This window comes from Mesorhizobium sp. M0676 (assembly GCF_040320535.1).
Lineage (GTDB): Bacteria > Pseudomonadota > Alphaproteobacteria > Rhizobiales > Rhizobiaceae > Mesorhizobium.
On sequence record NZ_JAMYPU010000002.1, the window covers coordinates 116,057 to 131,959 of the forward strand.

The following is a 15,903-nucleotide window of genomic DNA, read 5'->3' on the forward strand; positions in this document are numbered from 1 at the left end:
CGATAGCTTGAGCTCAATAGCTTTGGGGCGAGCGCCGTGCCCGTGGCGCCGGCTGCTTCTCGGATGCCCCCGGCTTCAGCGCCACTTTCGGCGCCGCAGGTTTGGCTGAGCCCCTCTTGAACGGCGCCATGCCTTCCCTTGCGAGTTCGTCGGCGCGTTCGTTCTCGGTGTGGCCGGCATGGCCCTTGACCCAGTTCCAGGTCACCTTGTGGCGCCGATTGGCCTCATCCAGCGCCTGCCACAGTTCACCGTTCTTGACCGGCTTCTTGTCAGCGGTCTTCCAGCCGTTTTTCTTCCAGCCGTGGATCCATTTGGAGATACCGTCCATGACATATTTGCTGTCGGTGTGAAGCTCGACGGCGCACGGCTCCTTCAGCGCATTCAGCGCCGAGATGGCGGCCAGCAGCTCCATGCGGTTATTGGTCGTCTCGGCCTCGCCGCCCGACAATTCCCTGGTCTTGCCGTTGAAGCGCAGGATGGCGCCCCAGCCGCCGGGACCGGGATTGCCCGAGCAGGCGCCGTCGGTGAAGATTTCAACCTGCTTGGTCATGTCAGTCCGTATTCCGAAGGCGACCTGATCGCGCGGTGGAAGCGCATGCGGCGGATATATTCGGTCGGATCGCGCTTCATGACCAGCCCGCCCTCTGGAACCGTCAGCCAGTCATAGAGCCGGGTCAGCATGAAGCGCAGCGCCGAACCGCGCGAAAGCATCGGCAGCGCTGCTTTCTCGCCATCGCTCAAAGGCCGCACGCTCTGATAGCCGGCCAGCAGCGCCGTGCCTTTGGTCAGGTTGAAGGAGAAATCCTTCTCGAAACACCAGGCGTTGAGACAGGTGGCGACATCATAGGCGTAGAGGTCGTGGCAGGCGAAATAGAAGTCGATGAGGCCGGACAGTTTCTCGCCGAGGAAGAAGACATTGTCGGGAAACAGATCGGCATGGATGATGCCGGCAGGAAGGCCCTGCGGCCAATGGCGTTCGAAATCCGCGAAATCGGCGTCGACCTCGGCCGCCAGTCCCGGCTCGACCTCGTCGGCTCGGTCGCGCGAGGCGTTCCACAATTTGCGCCAGCCCTCGATGGCCAGTGCGTTGTCACGCGTCATCGCAAAATCCTGCCCGGCCAAATGCAGGGCGGCGAGCGCCTTGCCGACCTCGGCGCAATGCGCCGCTGTCGGCCGCCGCAGCGACAGGCCTTCGAGGAAGGTGATGATGACCGCGGGACGGCCGGCCAGCGTGCCGATGACGGTGCCGTCATGCGCGGTCACCGGCAGCGGGCAGGAAATGCCTTTGCGGGCGAGATGGCCCATCAGGCCGAGGAAGAACGGCAGGTCGGCCTTGTCGACGCGCTTCTCGTAGAGCGTCAGTATGTAAGAGCCGCTTGAGGTGTGCAGCAGGAAATTCGAATTCTCCGTGCCTTCGGCGATACCCTTGTAGGACAAGAGTTCGCCGACCGGATATGCCCTCAGGAACGCGCCGAGTTCGCCTTCATTGACGTCGGTGTAGACCGCCATGGGCTGTTCACGCGGCTCCGTTGACGAAGGCCATGTCGGCCCGTGTCAGTTCGACATCGCGCAGAACCCGCATGACTGGAAAATCCTCCGTTTCGGTGGCCGTGATCGCCAGGTCGATGGTCACCTCGAAGCGCTGGCGGAAGGCGTCGATGATCTCGTCGACGATGATCTCCGGCGCCGACGCGCCGGCAGACAGGCCGAGCGTCGAGATATTTGTGATGTCATTCCACGGAATTTCGGCGGCGCGCTGTACGAGAAGCGACATGGTGGCGCCGGCGCGCTCCGCCACTTCGACAAGACGGCGCGAATTGGAGGAATTGGGCGCACCGACGATCAGATAGAGATCGGCGCCGGCGGCGGTTTCCTTGACCGCTTCCTGGCGGTTGGTGGTGGCGTAGCAGATCGATTCGGCGGCCGGTGCATGCAGTTGCGGGAAGCGCTCCTGCAGCACCCGCAATATGCCGGCAGTGTCTTCGACCGACAACGTTGTCTGGCTTACGAAGCCGAGCGCTTCCGGGTCGGCGGGGGCAAAGGTCCCAGCGTCGGCTTCGGTCTCGATCAGCGTGACGGCGCCTTCAGCCAGTTGGCCCATGGTGCCGATCACTTCGGGATGGCCGGCATGGCCGATCAGAAGCACATGGCGGCCGAGCCGCTGATGGCGCATCGCCTGCTTGTGCACCTTGGACACCAGCGGGCAGGTGGCGTCGAGATAGAAGAGCTCGCGTGCCTTGGCATCGGCCGGCACCGATTTCGGCACGCCGTGGGCCGAGAAGACAACCGGCGACTTGCGGTGCTCGGCCGGGATTTCCGAGAGTTCCTCGATGAAAACCGCGCCAAGGCTTTGCAGGCCCTCGACGACATAGCGGTTGTGCACGATCTCGTGGCGGACATAGACCGGCGCGCCGTATTTCTTCAACGCCAGCACGACGATCTGGATGGCGCGGTCGACACCGGCGCAAAAGCCGCGCGGCTGGCAGAGCCGGATCGTCAGCGGTGGTTTTGTGGCGGTCTGCAGCATGATTCCAGATCGGTTGATCGTATCGTGACGCGAAATGAGGTGTGCACCCCTGCCCTGTCAAGGGCAGTTGAGATCAGGTTGAATGGTCAACCTGATCTAACTCTTTGTTGGAGCATGATCTTGTCCGAAAACCGGTTCCCACTTTTCGGGGTGATGCTCTGGATCATTCAGTCTTTGCCGGACCGCGCAGCCTGACGATCAGAACCGCGGCAAGAGCCGCCGCCAGGCCATACCAGGTGAAGGCATATTGCAGATGAGAATTCGGCAGGTCGATGATGGTGACGCCGCCGACCGGCAGCCCGCCCGGGTTCGGCGTCTTGTCGGCGTCGATGAAGATCGGCACCAGCACGGCACCGGCCGGCAGGCCGGCACTCGCCGCCATGACATCACGATCCTTCCAATAGAAGATGTTCTTGGCCACGTCATTGTCGGGCAGCATCATCGACGGCTTGGCCGGCAGCGGGTTGCGCGCCAGGCCGGTGACCGTGACCTTGCCGGTCACCTGCCCTTGCGGGCGCTTGGCGGCATCCTTGACATCATAGGGAACGAAGCCGCGGTTGATCAGGACATAGCGGCCATCGTCGAGGGCCAGCGGGGTATAGACGTTGAAGCCAGCGTCGCCGTCCCATGTGGCGTAGAAATGCCGCTCGCCGGAGTGCAGGAACGTCCCGCTGACGGTGACCGGCGTGTAGTCGACATCACCGGTGGCGGCGAATTCCTTCTCGACGTCCGCCAGCGGCTGCGGCGCTGAATGGGTGCGCTGGTCGATGGTCTGCAGAAGGGCTTCCTTCCAGTACAGGCGCTGCACCTGCCATGTGCCAAGCCCGAGCAGGATGACGAACACCACCAGGCCGAGGCCGAGCAGCAATGCCGTCTTCGGCCGCGAGCGGCCGGCGGGCTTGGTCAGCGCCTCGCTCATTGCCCTTGGTCCAGGCGGCCTTCGGCCGCCTTGTTGGCGTATTGAAGCGTCAGCAGCACCCCCTTGATCAACCTCAGCGCCGTCAGGCACAGTCCCACGGCCAGCGGTATCCAGATGATGAAATGCAGCCAGAGCGGCGGGCTCAGCGTGACCTCCACCCACAGCGCCAGCCCCACGACGATGAAGCCGATGATCAGGATGACGAACACCGCCGGGCCGTCGCCGGCATCGGCGTAGGAATAGTCGAGGCCGCAATTGTTGCAGCGCTTGCCGACGGTGAGGAAGCCGGAAAACAGCCGTCCTTCGCCGCAGCGCGGGCAGCCTCCGTGCAGGCCGGCCGAGATCGGCTCGATGGGTGGCCAGATCGCCCTGTCTTCACTCATGGATAGTCATGCTTTACGGCTCGATTTCGATCAGCGTTCCATCCGGCACCATAGTCCAGATTTCGTCCATGTCGCAGTCGGTAACCCCAATGCAGCCATCGGTCCAGTCGACCAATTGAAGCAGCCAGCCCGACCAGCCGAATCCGTTGGCCATTGATGGGGCGCCGAAAAGAAGAAAGGCGACCGCGTTGCCGCGACCGCCCTTCTGATTTGTCGGTTCGGTGAAAGCCGTCAGTGGCCTTCGATCACCGCGCCGACCGATCCCCAGACGTAGATCGATGCGAACAGGAACAGCCAGACCACGTCGACGAAGTGCCAGTACCAGGCAGCCGCCTCGAAGCCGAAATGCTGCTTGGGCGTGAAGTCGCCTTTCCAGGCGCGGATCAGGCAGACCAGCAGGAAGATGGTGCCGATGATGACGTGGAAGCCATGGAAGCCGGTCGCCATGAAGAAGGTGGCGCCGTAGATGGAATCCTTGAAGCCGAACGGAGCGTGCATGTACTCGTAGGCCTGCACCATGGTGAACAGCATGCCGAGGCCGACGGTCAGCACCAGGCCGTTGATGAGGCCCTTGCGGTCGCCATGGATGAGCGAATGGTGCGCCCATGTCACCGTGGTGCCCGACAGAAGCAGGATGATGGTGTTGTAGAGCGGCAGATGGAAGGGATCGAGGACTTCGAGACCCTTCGGCGGCCAGACGCCGCCAGTGAAAGCGGTGCGGGCGTAATTCTGCACTTCGCTCGGAAACAGGCTGGCATCGAAATAGGCCCAGAACCAGGCAACGAAGAACATCACTTCCGAAGCGATGAACATGATCATGCCGTAGCGCAGATGCAGCGACACGACGCGCGTGTGGTGGCCCTCATGCGCTTCCTTGATGGTGTCCGACCACCAGGCAAACATCGTGTAGAGGACGATGACCAGGCCGATGAAGAACAGCCATGGATTGGCGATGTTGTGGCCGAAAATCGGAAAATCGCCGTTCTTGAGATACTGCATTAGGGCGACGCCGCCGACTGCAGTCACCAGCGCGCCGATCGACCCCAGGAAGGGCCACGGGCTCGGGTTGACGAGATGGTAGTCGTGTTGTGGTTTTGCGTGCGCGTCTGCCATATCAACCCCCGAGATTTGCTTCGGTATCTGAAACTTTGCTGCTGCTGTCCGGCGTCGATGACGCCACCGGCTTGTTCTTTTGGACCGGGAACATGGTGTAGGACAGGGTGATCGTCTTCAAGTCCTTCAGTTCCGGCACGTTGACGATATCGGGATCCACATAGAACACGACCGGCATGTCCAGCGTCTCGCCGGGCTTCAGCGTCGTGTCGGTGAAGCAGAAACACTCGACCTTGTTGAAGTAGGGGCCCGCCAGTTCCGGCTGCACGTTGAAGGTGGCGCGGCCGGTAACGGCGCGGTCGAACTTGTTGGTGGCGCTGTAATGCGCCTGCGTGGTCTCGCCGATCTTGATGGTGACCGAACGGGCGACCGGCTGGAACTGCCACGGAATGCCGTTGGTGTTGGCGTCGAAGCGCACGGTGATGTCACGGTCGAGGATGCGGCCGGCATATTGCTTTTCGGCGCGCTGCGTCGTGCCGCCATAGCCGGTGGCCTGGCAGAACATCTTGTAGAGCGGCACCGCGGCGTAGGCCATGCCGATCATGCCGCCGAAGAAGGCGACGCAGACGGCGGCGACGACGCGGTTGGTGTTCTTCTTCCTGGGATCGGTCACGGTCTGGCGGGTCATCATCGGCCTCATCCGGTATGGCCGAATTTCACGATGGTCGCGACGTAGAAGATGACGACCAGAATCGCCAGCGCGACGCCGATCGCCGCCGAACGGTTGCGCCGCGCCTTCCTCTGGCTTTCGGTCAGCGTGACCAGTTCAAGCTTCTTGTCGATCATGGTCATGCTCCACCGATGGCCAAAGCGCGACCGACGACACAGTCGGCAAGATAGATGGCGAAGATGGCGAAGAGGTAGAGCAGCGAATAGGCGAACAGAGCCTTGGCCGGCTTCATGACGCGGTCCCTATCGGTCATGCACAGCACTTTCCAGGCATACCAGACGAAGCCGGCGCCGAGAGCCACTGATGCGACGCCATAGAAGGCGGTGGTGAAACCGAGCACCCAGGGCAGCACACCGATCGGCGCCAGGATCAGGGCGTAGGCAAAGATCTGGCGGCGGGTCGAGGCCTGGCCGGCAACGTTCGGCATCATCGGGATGCCGGCCTTGGCGTAGTCGTCGGACTTGAACAGTGCCAGCGCCCAGAAGTGCGGCGGCGTCCACAGGAAGATGATCAGGAACAGGACGAGGCTTTCCAGGCTCACCGTTCCGGTCACCGCGGCCCAGCCGATGACCGGCGGGATGGCGCCGGCGGCACCGCCGATGACGATGTTCTGCGGCGTCGAGCGCTTCAGCCACATCGTGTAGACGACGGCGTAGAAGAAGATGGTGAAGGCAAGCAGCGCCGCCGACAGCCAGTTGACCAGTACGCCCAGCGTCATCACCGACAGCACCGAAAGCACAAGGCCGAAGCTCAGGGCTTCGCCGGGCAGGATGCGGCCGGACGGTACCGGGCGGCCGGCGGTCCGGCTCATCACCGCATCGATGTCGGCGTCGTACCACATGTTGAGCGCACCCGAGGCGCCGGCGCCGATGGCAATGGCCAGGATGGCGATCACCGCCAGCAGCGGGTTGATGGTCACGGGCGCAGCGACCATGCCGACAAAGGCCGTGAACACCACCAGCGACATGACGCGCGGCTTCAGCAGGGCGAAGAAATCGCCCGACGTGGCTTCCGACATGCGAAAGCCCGCTTCGTCAATCATTGGATCGTCGACAAGGGCCATGCGTACATAAGTCCAATCATTCCGTTGGCCGAAACCGCCGGCGGGCCGGCGGTTTCGTATTCGGGCTGCCTTACTTGATCTTCGGCAGCTGTTCCCACTGGTGGAAGGGCGGCGGCGAAGGCAGCTGCCATTCGAGCGTCGTTGCACCCTCGCCCCACGGATTGGCGCCGGCGACGCGCTTCTTCTGGAAGGCCTCGAACACGCCATAGAGGAAGATCACCACGCCGACGGCCGATATATAGGAGCCGTAGGACGACACCATGTTCCAGCCGGCGAACGCGTCGGGATAATCGATGGTGCGGCGCGGCATGCCGGCGAGGCCGAGGAAATGCTGCGGGAAGAAGATCAAATTGACGCCGACGAAGGTGACCCAGAAGTGGGTGTTGGCGATCACCGGCGAGTACATGTAGCCGGTCATCTTGGGGAACCAGTAGTACCAGCCGGCGAAGATGGCGAAGACCGCGCCAAGCGACAGCACATAGTGGAAGTGGGCAATGACGAAATAGGTGTCATGCAGCGAGCGGTCGAGGCCCGCATTGGCGAGCTGGACGCCGGTGACACCGCCGACCGTGAACAGGAAGATGAAGCCCAGCGCCCACAGCATCGGCGTCTTGAACGAGATCGAGCCGCCCCACATCGTCGCGATCCAGGAGAAGATCTTCACGCCTGTCGGCACGGCGATGACCATGGTGGCAAAGACGAAATAGCGCTGCGTGTCGAGCGACAGGCCGGTCGTGTACATGTGGTGCGCCCAGACGATGAAGCCGACGGCGCCGATCGCGACCATGGCGTAGGCCATGCCGAGATAGCCGAACACCGGCTTCTTCGAGAAGGTCGAGACGATGTGGCTGATGATGCCGAAGCCCGGCAGGATCAGGATGTACACTTCGGGGTGACCAAAGAACCAGAACAGATGCTGGAACAGGATCGGATCGCCGCCGCCATCCGGGGCGAAGAAGGTGGTGCCGAAATTGCGGTCGGTAAGCAGCATGGTGATGCCACCGGCCAGAACGGGAAGCGACAATAGCAGCAGGAAGGCGGTGATCAGAACCGACCAGGCAAATAGCGGCATCTTGTGCAGCGTCATGCCCGGCGCGCGCATGTTGAAAATGGTGGTGATGAAGTTGATGGCGCCGAGGATCGAGGACGCGCCGGCAATGTGGATCGACAGGATCGCCAGATCCATGGCCGGCCCGGGCTGGCCGGAGGTCGACAGCGGCGGATAGAGCGTCCAGCCGCCGCCAACGCCATAGGCGCCGGGCGCGCTCGGCATGAAAGCCGAAGCGATGAGCAGCAGGAAGGCCGGCGGCAGCAGCCAGAACGAGATGTTGTTCATGCGCGGGAAGGCCATGTCAGGCGCGCCGATCATGATCGGCACCATCCAGTTGGCGAAGCCGCCGATCAGCGCCGGCATGACCATGAAGAAGATCATGATCAGCGCGTGCGCGGTGCCGAAGGCGTTGTACATGCTCTTGCCGCCGTCGATGGCGGCATCGCCGTTCATGCCATAGACCATCTGCGCCAGACCGGTGAAGATCTGGATGCCGGGCTCCTGCAGCTCCATGCGGATGACGACCGAAAGCGCGCCGCCGACGATGCCCGCGAAGATCGCGAAGATCAGGTAGAGCGTGCCGATGTCCTTGTGGTTGGTGGAGTACACCCACCGGACCCAGCCATGATAGGGCTTGTGGTCGTGGTCGTCGTGAGCTGCAGCTTCTGCCATGGTCGGCTCCGTTCCCTAATTCTTGCTAACCCGCGGCATCAATTGCCGGCGGCCGCTACCTTGTTGGTACCGTCGACCTCGGCCATCAGCGCCTTGTTGGCGCCGGGGAGGTCGGTCTTGGCTGCTGCCAGCCAGGTCTTGTACTGCGCATCGGATACGACGCGGACGGCGATCGGCATGAAGGCATGGTCCTTGCCGCAGAGCTGCGAGCACTGGCCGTAATAGATGCCTTCCTTTTCCGCCTTGAACCACGTCTCGTTGGTGCGGCCGGGAACCGCGTCCATCTTGATGCCGAAGGCCGGCACGGCAAAGGAATGGATCACGTCGGCTGCGGTAACCAGGACGCGCGTCATGGTGTTGACCGGCACGACCAGCTCGTTGTCGACCGCCAGCAGGCGCGGATAGACCTTGCGGTCTTCCTTGCCGATCGCGGCGCGGTCGGCGTCCTGCAGGATGGCCGAGTTGAAGGAGAGCGTGTTCTCGGTCTGGTACTCATAGTCCCAGTTCCACTGATTGCCCGTTACCTTGACGGTCAGCTTGGCCTCTTCCGGCGGCGTGTACTGCGCCGTCAGCAACTGGAACGAGGGAATGGCGATGAACAGCAGGACGACGACCGGCCCGACTGTCCAGATGATCTCGATCAGCGTGTTGTGGCTGGTCTTGGACGGAACCGGGTTTTTGCTGGCGCGGAACCTGAAGATGCACCAGGCGAGAAGCGCCAGAACCAAAGCGGTGATCGGGACGACGAACCACATCGTGTAGTTCCCGAACCACTCGATCTGCCGCATCATGTCTGTCGCCGGCGGCTGAAAAGTCATCTCCCACGGCTGCGGCTGGGCCGCATGGGCGGAGGCACCGGCGAAAAATGCGGCGGCGGCGCCTGCCGTTGCCATCAATTTGGCGCTTGCTGGGAATTTTCTCATCGCCCTCTTCATCTCCCGGTTCCTCGCGATCGCGACGCAAGAATATCGAACAATGCCGGGATGGGAATCCCGGACAGTCCCAAGGGTGGTTCAAACCATACTCTATTTCCCTCCGCAAGAAAGGAGCGGGCGAAACCGTGCGGCATTTTTGCGCGCAAGTGCTGCCGCGCTGTTTCGACGGCCTCGTGGCCCGCGCGGGTCGTCGACAGACAGGCTATGCGGGCTTGTGTCCGGAATGCGCCCGACGGTCGCAATTCGGGCGAATTTGCTAGGGAAAAGCGCATTATTGCGCCTGCCGGGGCTGACCGGCGGTCGCCCTATCCTTTACTTGGCCTTGGCGCGGCTTAAAGTGCCGTGATTCGCAATGGAGCCGTCATGACCTCTTGGCTTTCGAGAAACGCCTGGCATTCGAAGAGCGCCTGGCATTCGAAGAGCGCCTGGCATTCGAAAAGCGCTTGGCTTTCGAGAAGCGGGGCGAAGGTCGTTTTTCTCGCCGCCCTGATCGGTATCGGCTCGTCCGCAACCGGCGTCGCCAATGCAGCGCAGCCCAGCGGCACGGTCAAGTCAACGCATGGCGCGTGGTCGATCATCTGCGACACGCCGGCCGGCGCCACCTCGGAACAATGCGTGATGATGCAGAACGTCGTTGCCGAGGATCGCCCGGAAATGGGACTGTCCGTCGTCGTCCTGCGCACCGCCGACAACAAGGCCGAGATCCTGCGCGTGCTGGCCCCGCTCGGCGTTCTGCTGCCCAATGGCCTGGGCCTCAATGTCGACGGCAAGGATATTGGCCGCGCCTATTTCGTGCGCTGCTTCCAGGACGGCTGCTATGCCGAGGTCATTCTCGAAAAGCCGCTGCTCGATACGCTGAAGACCGGGACGTCGGCCACCTTCATCGTCTTCCAGACGCCGGAAGAAGGCATCGGCATCCCCGTCGACCTCAAGGGCTTCGCCGACGGTTTTGCCGCCCTGCCCTGAGCTTGATGCTTGCGAAACCGTCTTTCCTCACAATTCCCACGGGTTTGATCTTTGGCTGTGGGGGTCATCATGCGTGCTTGTTCTTTGCTTTTGTCGACCGGTCTAATCCTGACCGGCGCCGTTTCCGTCGCCTTTGCCGAGCATTCCGAAATCATCACGGCGCCCGATCCGGCCGTCATTTTCGAGCTTGCGAAAGGCTATGGCTCGGCCAAGATGGACAAGGACGACGGGGCGATCCGATGGTCTCGGGCCGGCTTCAGGGCATGAAATATGTCATCTACTTCTATGGCTGCGAAAACCATGAGAAGTGCAAGTCGATCCAGTTCTCCTCGGGCTATACCGACCCTTCACGGCCGACCAGGCCAATGAATGGAACAAGAAATATCGCTGGGTGAAGGCCTTTTCGGGTGACGGGTCGAACTTCAAGATTGATGTCATGTTCAGGGGCGGGGTTACCCGCTCCTACCTGCTGCGGATCGTCATTGCGGATTGTGCAGGCGCGTCTTCGCGCCTACATCGTGGCAACACCATTCCTCTTGTGAGCGGACCTGCCATGAACAGCCTGACCGGCCAATTCGACATTTCAGACGATCGCATCAAGCGGATCGTCGCCGACACACTGAACGGCGCCGATGATGGCGAACTGTTCCTCGAATACAGCGAGAGCGAAGCGCTGATGTTCGACAATGGCAGGCTGAAGACCGCCAATTTCAACACCGACCAGGGTTTTGGCCTGCGCGCCGTGGCCGGCGAGGCCAGCGGCTACGCCCATTCCAGCGATCTTTCCGAGGCGTCGCTGCTGCGCGCCGCAGACGCGGTCTCGACCGTCAAGGGCGGCTATTCCGGCACGCTTGCCGCGGCGCCCGCGCGCACCAACCGCCATCTCTATGGCGAGGAGAACCCGATCCCCTCGCCTTCCTTCGAGGTCAAGGCCAAGCTGTTGCAGGAAATCGACGCATGGCTGCGCGCCGAGGACCCGCGCGTGCGCCAGGTGACGGCCTCGCTCGCGGCGTCCTGGCAGCATGTCGAGATCGTGCGCGCCGACGGCCAGATCGTGCGCGACATCCGCCCGCTGGTCCGCATCAACGTTTCCGTCGTCGTAGGCGACGGCGACCGCCAGGAAAGCGGCTCCTATGGCATGGGCGGGCGCAAGGCGTTCGGCGAGTTCCTGGTCGAGGACGCCTGGAAGCATGCGGCCAGGGAGGCGCTCAGGCAGGCGCTGGTCAATCTCGAAGCCATTCCCGCGCCGGCCGGAACGTTCGACATCGTTTTGTCCAGCGGCTGGCCGGGCGTGATGCTGCACGAAGCCGTCGGCCACGGGCTGGAGGGCGACTTCAACCGCAAGAAGACCTCCGCCTTTGCCGGCCTGCTCGGCCAGCAGGTCGCCGCCAAGGGCGTTACCGTGGTCGATGACGGCACCATGCCGGAGCGGCGGGGTTCGCTGACCGTCGACGATGAAGGCACGCCTTCGGCCCGCAATGTGCTGATCGAGGACGGCAAGCTTGTCGGCTACATGCAGGACCGCCAGAACGCCCGGCTGATGGGCATGAAAGCCACGGGAAACGGCCGGCGCGAAGGCTATGCGCACCAGCCGATGCCGCGCATGACCAACACCTATATGACGGCGGGCGACATGGAGCCGGACGAGATCATCGCCTCGGTCAAGAACGGCATCTATGCCGTATCCTTCGGCGGCGGCCAGGTCGACATCACCTCAGGCAAGTTCGTGTTCGGCTGCACCGAGGCCTACATGATCGAAAACGGCAAGGTGACGCAGCCGATCAAGGGCGCCATGCTGATCGGCAACGGACCGGACGCCATGCACCGTGTGTCGATGATCGGCAACGACATGAAACTCGACACCGGCATCGGCATGTGCGGCAAGGCCGGACAAGGCGTGCCTGTCGGCGTCGGCCAGCCGCATCTCAGGATGAACCAGATGACCGTCGGCGGCACCAGGGTTTGAGGATACGAATCCGGTCGGCTTGAATACCTTCCGCGATAGGGATATCTTACGTTCGTCTTACGCAAAGGTCCTTCGCGATGGCCGCGACCGAAAAACTTATAACGACCGTCTCTACCAAGGGACAGGTAATCCTGCCCAGCGCGATCCGCAAACGGAGGGACTGGGGCGCGGGCACGCGCCTGCAGGTCGAAGACACACCGGACGGTGTACTTTTGAGACCGGCGCCTGCCTTTGCCCCGACACGACCAGAAGATGTCTTTGGTGTCCTGCCGCACAGTGGCAGACCGAAGACCTTGGAGGAGATGGACGCGGCCGTCCTTGCTGAAGCACGGCGGCGCCATGCTCGCGATTGATACCAACGTTGTCGTCAGGTATCTGACGAACGACGATCCCGAGCAGTCCCCGCGAGCCCGGCGGCTGATCGACGGTCAGCCCGTTTTCGTCGCCGTCACGGTGATCCTGGAGGCTGAGTGGGTGCTGCGCAGCGGCTATGGTTATGATCAGGCCTCGATCGTCAATGCACTGCGGGTGTTCGGCGGGCTTCCCACTATCGAGATAGAGGATGCTGCGATGGTCTCTTCCGCGGTCGATCTAGCCGAGACGGGAATGGATTTCGCCGATGCGCTCCATCTGGGCAAGTCCTCGCACTGCTCAGCATTTGTGTCCTTCGACCGTAAGTTCATCAAGGCCGCACAAGCGGCCGGGTACGAAAGCGTTCGCGAAGGCTAGTTTGCCAGCCGGCTACGTCTTGCGGGGGGCGGCAAACTCAAGCACGGCCTTGTGAAAATCGGCGGATTAACGTCGCCGTTTCGGCTTCTCCAGCAGCGCCACGGCCTCGACATGCGGCGACCACAGGAACTGGTCGATGGGCGTGACGCTCTTCAAGATGTAGCCGCCGTCAATCAGGATGCGCAGGTCTCGTGCCAGCGTCACCGGATTGCAGGAGACGGCGGCGACGAACGGCACATCCGAGCGGGCGATCTGCTTCGACTGGTCCTCGGCGCCGGCGCGCGGCGGGTCGAAGACGACGCCATCGAAAGCATTCAGCTCCTTGAACGTCAGCGGCCGCCGGAACAGGTCGCGGCGTTCGCCGGTTACCCGCTTCAGGCCGGTGGCGAAGCGCGATCCGCGGTCGAGCGCCGAAAGGGCTGCCGCGTCGCCTTCGACCGCGTGGACTTCGGATTTGGCCGCCAGCCGAAGCGCAAAGCTGCCGCAGCCGGCGAAAAGATCCGCGACTTTCCTGGCACGTTTCAGGTGTCCGCCAACGAGATCGGCCATCGTCTGCTCGGCGGCTTGCGTTGCCTGCAGGAAGGCGCCAGGCGGTATGGCGACAGCGACGGTGCCGAACATGACCACCGGCTTTTTCGGCTCGATGACAATCTCGTCGTCGATCGAAAGCCGGGCAAAGCCATTGGCCATGATGAAGTTGGAGGCGACCCGGCGCTGGTTCTCGCCCAGCTTGCCCGACTCATAGACAGCGACGTCAAGCCCCGAGCCCGTCACAGTGACCGCCATCCGGAACGATTTGGTGGTGGCGCAAACCAGGTCGGCGACCGATCTCAAGCGATCGAGCGCGGCAACGATCTCCGGCAGCGAGATCGGACATTCCTCGATGGGGATGATTTCCGGCGACAGATGGCGATGGAAGCCAAGCAGCATGCCTGTGTCGGCGCGCCTGGCGGCAAGCACGACGCGGCGGCGTGTGTGTGGCGCACACGGCACCAGGGCGCCGATGTCGCCGGCAATGCCTTTCAAGGCGTGCACGACCTTGTCGCGTTTCCATTGCTGGTAAGCGTCGGCTTGCAGATGCTGGACGGCGCAGCCGCCGCATTCGGTGAAATGCCGGCAGGCCGGATCGATACGCAGCGGCGACGTCTCCAATACCGCCATCAGCATGGCGCGATCCCTCTCGCGCGCGGCGGTGACGGTCTCGCCGGGCAGGGTGAAGGGAATGAACAGCTCGCCGGTTTCCGTCTCGGCGACGCCGTCGCCCTGCGAACCCAGTCTCTTGATGGTGAAGCCCGTGCTCATCAGTCCTTGGCCCCGGCATCCTTGATCCCGGCAAGCAGGAATTCGCGGTTGCCGTCCCCGCCTTCGATCGGCGACATGTGCAAGCCCAATGTACGCCAGCCAGGGACGCCTTCGAGCCATTCCTGCAGCAAGCCGGCCACACGGGCGGCGTCATAAGGGTCTTTCAAAAGACCGCCCTTGCCGATCGCCTCGCGGCCGGCCTCGAATTGCGGCTTGACCAGAAACACCGCACGAGCGCCGTCCCGTGCCAATGCCAACGCCGGTGGCATCGCCAGTTTCAACGAGATGAAGCTGACATCGGAGACGATGAAATCGGGGATACGGCCGCCGAGATCGGCAGCCGCGAGCTCGCGAGCGTTGAGGCCCTCGATCACGGTGACGCGCGGGTCGGACGAGACACCGGGATGCATCTGGCCGTGGCCGACATCGACGGCAGTGACATGGGCCGCGCCGCGTTCGAGCAGCACCTGGGTGAAGCCGCCTGTCGAGGCGCCGATATCGAGAGCTTCACTGCCCGCGGGATCGAGACTGAAATGGTCGAGCCCGGCGATCAGCTTCAGCGCCGCGCGTGAGACATAACCCTGCGCCGGGTCGTCGATGACGATGAGACAGTGCGGCAGAACCGTCTGGCCGGGCTTGCGGGCGACCACGCCGTCGACCATCACGGTGCCGCGCTCGACCGCGTCGCGGGCGCGCGAGCGGCTCGCAAACAGGCCGCGCTGGACGAGCAATTCGTCGAGCCGCTGGCGTGTGCTGGCTGGCAGAGGGGAGTTCATCGGCCTTCATGGCGAAAGCCGGCCGCGAAGGCAAGGACATTGGCATGGGAGGACGTCGAGACCCGGGCCGCAAGCCAGTCCGCCCGGTTGAATATCGCAGCCAGTCCGGCAAGATGTAGAGGCTCAGGCAATGCGGAGGAAGACGAATGCTGACGGGAACCTGCCATTGCGGCACCGCCCACTGGACCCTGGAAGGCGATCCCGGCCCGATCACGGCCTGCAATTGCACGCTTTGCCGCCGCTATGGCACGCTCTGGGCCTATGACTTTGTCGACGAGCGTATCCGGCTTGCGGGGCCTGTGCAGTCCTACACCCGCGCCGGCAAGGAGACGCCGTCGCTGGAAATCCTGTTTTGCCCGACATGTGCCTGTGTGCTTGCCTGGCGCGGTTTGCGCCGCAGCGACAGCGGCCGCACGCGTATCGCCGTCAATGTCAGGCTGGCACCGCCTGAGGCGGTCGCCGACCTGCCGATCGACCATTTCGACGGGCTGGACACTTATGACGACCTGCCGCGCGATGGGCGCTGCGTGCGCGATATGTGGTTTTAGAAGATCGTCCGTGAGACCTGCCGTTCAACGGCCGGCATCAGGCCGTCGTTTCCGTCATCTGAAGCCTGCTTGCGCGGGCGCTCGACAGCAACGACTGGTGCGTCCGGCACGACGACAAGCTGCGGCACCTGCTTGTAGGAAAAAGCGCCCCTGATATCGCCCATCTTGCGGGCGACGATGCCTGCCACCGCCTGTTCGAGCTTGCGGTCATAGCGCGTCTCGGCCATGGCCGGCGCGGCGATGACGGCCAAAAGGGCCGCGCCGCACAGAAGCGTTCGCATTG

The 15,903-nt window shown here is 63.0% G+C and carries 21 protein-coding genes; 6 read left to right on the forward strand and 15 right to left on the reverse strand.

All coding sequences use genetic code 11. The features are described from left to right. Window positions 1–13: 13 nt before the first annotated feature. The 12 genes from rnhA to coxB form a co-directional block, all read right to left on the reverse strand. Entirely contained in the window at window positions 14–550 is a 537-nt protein-coding gene (gene rnhA / locus NKI35_RS02575) for a ribonuclease HI (protein WP_352738399.1), read from the reverse strand. Beyond that, window positions 547–1,509 carry a homoserine kinase gene (locus tag NKI35_RS02580; protein WP_023668411.1) on the reverse strand — a complete coding sequence of 321 codons (963 nt, stop codon included), beginning with the start codon at window positions 1,507–1,509 and terminating at the stop codon, window positions 547–549. The genes rnhA and NKI35_RS02580 overlap by 4 nt, the downstream gene beginning before the upstream one ends. Before the next feature lie 7 nt (window positions 1,510–1,516). After that, window positions 1,517–2,527: a 4-hydroxy-3-methylbut-2-enyl diphosphate reductase gene (gene ispH, locus NKI35_RS02585; protein ID WP_023685425.1), complete on the reverse strand. Its 1,011-nt coding sequence runs from the start codon at window positions 2,525–2,527 to the stop codon at window positions 1,517–1,519. 163 nt (window positions 2,528–2,690) lie between these two features. After that, window positions 2,691–3,446, reverse strand: coding sequence for an SURF1 family protein (locus NKI35_RS02590; RefSeq protein ID WP_023685424.1), 756 nt, complete (start codon window positions 3,444–3,446; stop codon window positions 2,691–2,693). Next, the gene (locus tag NKI35_RS02595) at window positions 3,443–3,829 is read right to left on the reverse strand and encodes a DUF983 domain-containing protein (protein ID WP_352738401.1); all 387 of its coding nucleotides are present in this window, start codon (window positions 3,827–3,829) and stop codon (window positions 3,443–3,445) included. Before NKI35_RS02595 ends, NKI35_RS02590 begins: the two co-directional genes overlap by 4 nt. Before the next feature lie 13 nt (window positions 3,830–3,842). After that, the gene (locus NKI35_RS02600) at window positions 3,843–3,983 is read right to left on the reverse strand and encodes a L,D-transpeptidase family protein (RefSeq protein WP_023668415.1); all 141 of its coding nucleotides are present in this window, start codon (window positions 3,981–3,983) and stop codon (window positions 3,843–3,845) included. Between the two features lie 77 nt (window positions 3,984–4,060). Continuing rightward, on the reverse strand, window positions 4,061–4,942 hold the full coding sequence (locus NKI35_RS02605; RefSeq protein WP_023668416.1) for a cytochrome c oxidase subunit 3: 882 nt from the start codon (window positions 4,940–4,942) through the stop codon (window positions 4,061–4,063). Between the two features lies 1 nt (window position 4,943). Continuing rightward, window positions 4,944–5,570, reverse strand: coding sequence for a cytochrome c oxidase assembly protein (locus tag NKI35_RS02610; RefSeq protein WP_023692073.1), 627 nt, complete (start codon window positions 5,568–5,570; stop codon window positions 4,944–4,946). An 8-nt stretch (window positions 5,571–5,578) separates the two neighbouring features. Next, entirely contained in the window at window positions 5,579–5,734 is a 156-nt protein-coding gene (locus NKI35_RS02615; protein ID WP_023821033.1) for a cytochrome c oxidase system small membrane protein, read from the reverse strand. Continuing rightward, complete coding sequence (locus NKI35_RS02620; protein WP_023821032.1) at window positions 5,731–6,675, reverse strand: heme o synthase; 945 nt, start codon at window positions 6,673–6,675, stop codon at window positions 5,731–5,733. The genes NKI35_RS02615 and NKI35_RS02620 overlap by 4 nt, the downstream gene beginning before the upstream one ends. 70 nt (window positions 6,676–6,745) lie before the next feature. Continuing rightward, entirely contained in the window at window positions 6,746–8,398 is a 1,653-nt protein-coding gene (gene ctaD / locus NKI35_RS02625; RefSeq protein WP_023668420.1) for a cytochrome c oxidase subunit I, read from the reverse strand. 38 nt (window positions 8,399–8,436) lie between these two features. Beyond that, window positions 8,437–9,333, reverse strand: coding sequence for a cytochrome c oxidase subunit II (gene coxB / locus NKI35_RS02630; RefSeq protein WP_050485823.1), 897 nt, complete (start codon window positions 9,331–9,333; stop codon window positions 8,437–8,439). Window positions 9,334–9,696: 363 nt separating this feature from the next. Between coxB and NKI35_RS02635 the strand changes: the two genes are divergently transcribed. The 5 genes from NKI35_RS02635 to NKI35_RS02655 all read left to right on the forward strand — a co-directional run bounded on the left by NKI35_RS02635 (window position 9,697) and on the right by NKI35_RS02655 (window position 12,994). After that, on the forward strand, window positions 9,697–10,299 hold the full coding sequence (locus tag NKI35_RS02635) for an invasion associated locus B family protein (protein WP_502897120.1): 603 nt from the start codon (window positions 9,697–9,699) through the stop codon (window positions 10,297–10,299). Window positions 10,300–10,368: 69 nt separating this feature from the next. Further along, window positions 10,369–10,566, forward strand: a complete 198-nt coding sequence (locus NKI35_RS02640) for a hypothetical protein (protein WP_352738404.1) — start codon at window positions 10,369–10,371, stop codon at window positions 10,564–10,566. 286 nt (window positions 10,567–10,852) lie between these two features. Then, window positions 10,853–12,265, forward strand: a complete 1,413-nt coding sequence (tldD, locus tag NKI35_RS02645; protein WP_023738485.1) for a metalloprotease TldD — start codon at window positions 10,853–10,855, stop codon at window positions 12,263–12,265. 77 nt (window positions 12,266–12,342) lie between these two features. After that, the gene (locus NKI35_RS02650) at window positions 12,343–12,618 is read left to right on the forward strand and encodes an AbrB/MazE/SpoVT family DNA-binding domain-containing protein (protein WP_081732289.1); all 276 of its coding nucleotides are present in this window, start codon (window positions 12,343–12,345) and stop codon (window positions 12,616–12,618) included. Then, window positions 12,605–12,994 carry a type II toxin-antitoxin system VapC family toxin gene (locus NKI35_RS02655; RefSeq protein ID WP_023709873.1) on the forward strand — a complete coding sequence of 130 codons (390 nt, stop codon included), beginning with the start codon at window positions 12,605–12,607 and terminating at the stop codon, window positions 12,992–12,994. The genes NKI35_RS02650 and NKI35_RS02655 overlap by 14 nt, the downstream gene beginning before the upstream one ends. A gap of 66 nt (window positions 12,995–13,060) precedes the next feature. Here NKI35_RS02655 and NKI35_RS02660 read toward each other — a convergent pair whose 3' ends face one another. Both NKI35_RS02660 and NKI35_RS02665 read right to left on the reverse strand, forming a co-directional pair. Next, entirely contained in the window at window positions 13,061–14,296 is a 1,236-nt protein-coding gene (locus tag NKI35_RS02660) for a class I SAM-dependent RNA methyltransferase (protein ID WP_023668426.1), read from the reverse strand. Beyond that, window positions 14,296–15,072: a TlyA family RNA methyltransferase gene (locus NKI35_RS02665; protein WP_023685417.1), complete on the reverse strand. Its 777-nt coding sequence runs from the start codon at window positions 15,070–15,072 to the stop codon at window positions 14,296–14,298. Before NKI35_RS02665 ends, NKI35_RS02660 begins: the two co-directional genes overlap by 1 nt. A gap of 146 nt (window positions 15,073–15,218) precedes the next feature. Here NKI35_RS02665 and NKI35_RS02670 point away from each other — a divergent pair, with 146 nt between their 5' ends. Further along, complete coding sequence (locus NKI35_RS02670; protein WP_023716106.1) at window positions 15,219–15,620, forward strand: GFA family protein; 402 nt, start codon at window positions 15,219–15,221, stop codon at window positions 15,618–15,620. Here the strand turns inward: NKI35_RS02670 and NKI35_RS02675 are convergent. Next, window positions 15,617–15,901 (reverse strand): hypothetical protein, encoded by a 285-nt coding sequence (locus NKI35_RS02675; protein WP_352738406.1) that lies wholly within the window; start codon window positions 15,899–15,901, stop codon window positions 15,617–15,619. The two genes, NKI35_RS02670 and NKI35_RS02675, sit on opposite strands and share 4 nt — an antisense overlap. Window positions 15,902–15,903 lie beyond the last annotated feature (2 nt).

Excerpts from the sequence above, each read along its gene's own strand:
- NKI35_RS02670 (WP_023716106.1), top strand. The coding sequence starts at position 15,219 with ATGCTGACGGGAACCTGCCATTGCGGCACCGCCCACTGGACCCTGGAA.
- ctaD (WP_023668420.1), bottom strand. The coding sequence starts at position 8,398 with ATGGCAGAAGCTGCAGCTCACGACGACCACGACCACAAGCCCTATCAT.
- NKI35_RS02665 (WP_023685417.1), bottom strand. The coding sequence starts at position 15,072 with ATGAACTCCCCTCTGCCAGCCAGCACACGCCAGCGGCTCGACGAATTG.
- NKI35_RS02655 (WP_023709873.1), top strand. The coding sequence starts at position 12,605 with ATGCTCGCGATTGATACCAACGTTGTCGTCAGGTATCTGACGAACGAC.
- NKI35_RS02640 (WP_352738404.1), top strand. The coding sequence starts at position 10,369 with ATGCGTGCTTGTTCTTTGCTTTTGTCGACCGGTCTAATCCTGACCGGC.
- tldD (WP_023738485.1), top strand. The coding sequence starts at position 10,853 with ATGAACAGCCTGACCGGCCAATTCGACATTTCAGACGATCGCATCAAG.
- ispH (WP_023685425.1), bottom strand. The coding sequence starts at position 2,527 with ATGCTGCAGACCGCCACAAAACCACCGCTGACGATCCGGCTCTGCCAG.
- coxB (WP_050485823.1), bottom strand. The coding sequence starts at position 9,333 with ATGAAGAGGGCGATGAGAAAATTCCCAGCAAGCGCCAAATTGATGGCA.
- NKI35_RS02610 (WP_023692073.1), bottom strand. The coding sequence starts at position 5,570 with ATGACCCGCCAGACCGTGACCGATCCCAGGAAGAAGAACACCAACCGC.
- NKI35_RS02600 (WP_023668415.1), bottom strand. The coding sequence starts at position 3,983 with ATGGCCAACGGATTCGGCTGGTCGGGCTGGCTGCTTCAATTGGTCGAC.
- NKI35_RS02615 (WP_023821033.1), bottom strand. The coding sequence starts at position 5,734 with ATGACCATGATCGACAAGAAGCTTGAACTGGTCACGCTGACCGAAAGC.
- NKI35_RS02605 (WP_023668416.1), bottom strand. The coding sequence starts at position 4,942 with ATGGCAGACGCGCACGCAAAACCACAACACGACTACCATCTCGTCAAC.
- NKI35_RS02635 (WP_502897120.1), top strand. The coding sequence starts at position 9,697 with ATGACCTCTTGGCTTTCGAGAAACGCCTGGCATTCGAAGAGCGCCTGG.
- NKI35_RS02580 (WP_023668411.1), bottom strand. The coding sequence starts at position 1,509 with ATGGCGGTCTACACCGACGTCAATGAAGGCGAACTCGGCGCGTTCCTG.
- NKI35_RS02590 (WP_023685424.1), bottom strand. The coding sequence starts at position 3,446 with ATGAGCGAGGCGCTGACCAAGCCCGCCGGCCGCTCGCGGCCGAAGACG.
- rnhA (WP_352738399.1), bottom strand. The coding sequence starts at position 550 with ATGACCAAGCAGGTTGAAATCTTCACCGACGGCGCCTGCTCGGGCAAT.
- NKI35_RS02660 (WP_023668426.1), bottom strand. The coding sequence starts at position 14,296 with ATGAGCACGGGCTTCACCATCAAGAGACTGGGTTCGCAGGGCGACGGC.
- NKI35_RS02675 (WP_352738406.1), bottom strand. The coding sequence starts at position 15,901 with ATGCGAACGCTTCTGTGCGGCGCGGCCCTTTTGGCCGTCATCGCCGCG.
- NKI35_RS02595 (WP_352738401.1), bottom strand. The coding sequence starts at position 3,829 with ATGAGTGAAGACAGGGCGATCTGGCCACCCATCGAGCCGATCTCGGCC.
- NKI35_RS02650 (WP_081732289.1), top strand. The coding sequence starts at position 12,343 with ATGGCCGCGACCGAAAAACTTATAACGACCGTCTCTACCAAGGGACAG.
- NKI35_RS02620 (WP_023821032.1), bottom strand. The coding sequence starts at position 6,675 with ATGGCCCTTGTCGACGATCCAATGATTGACGAAGCGGGCTTTCGCATG.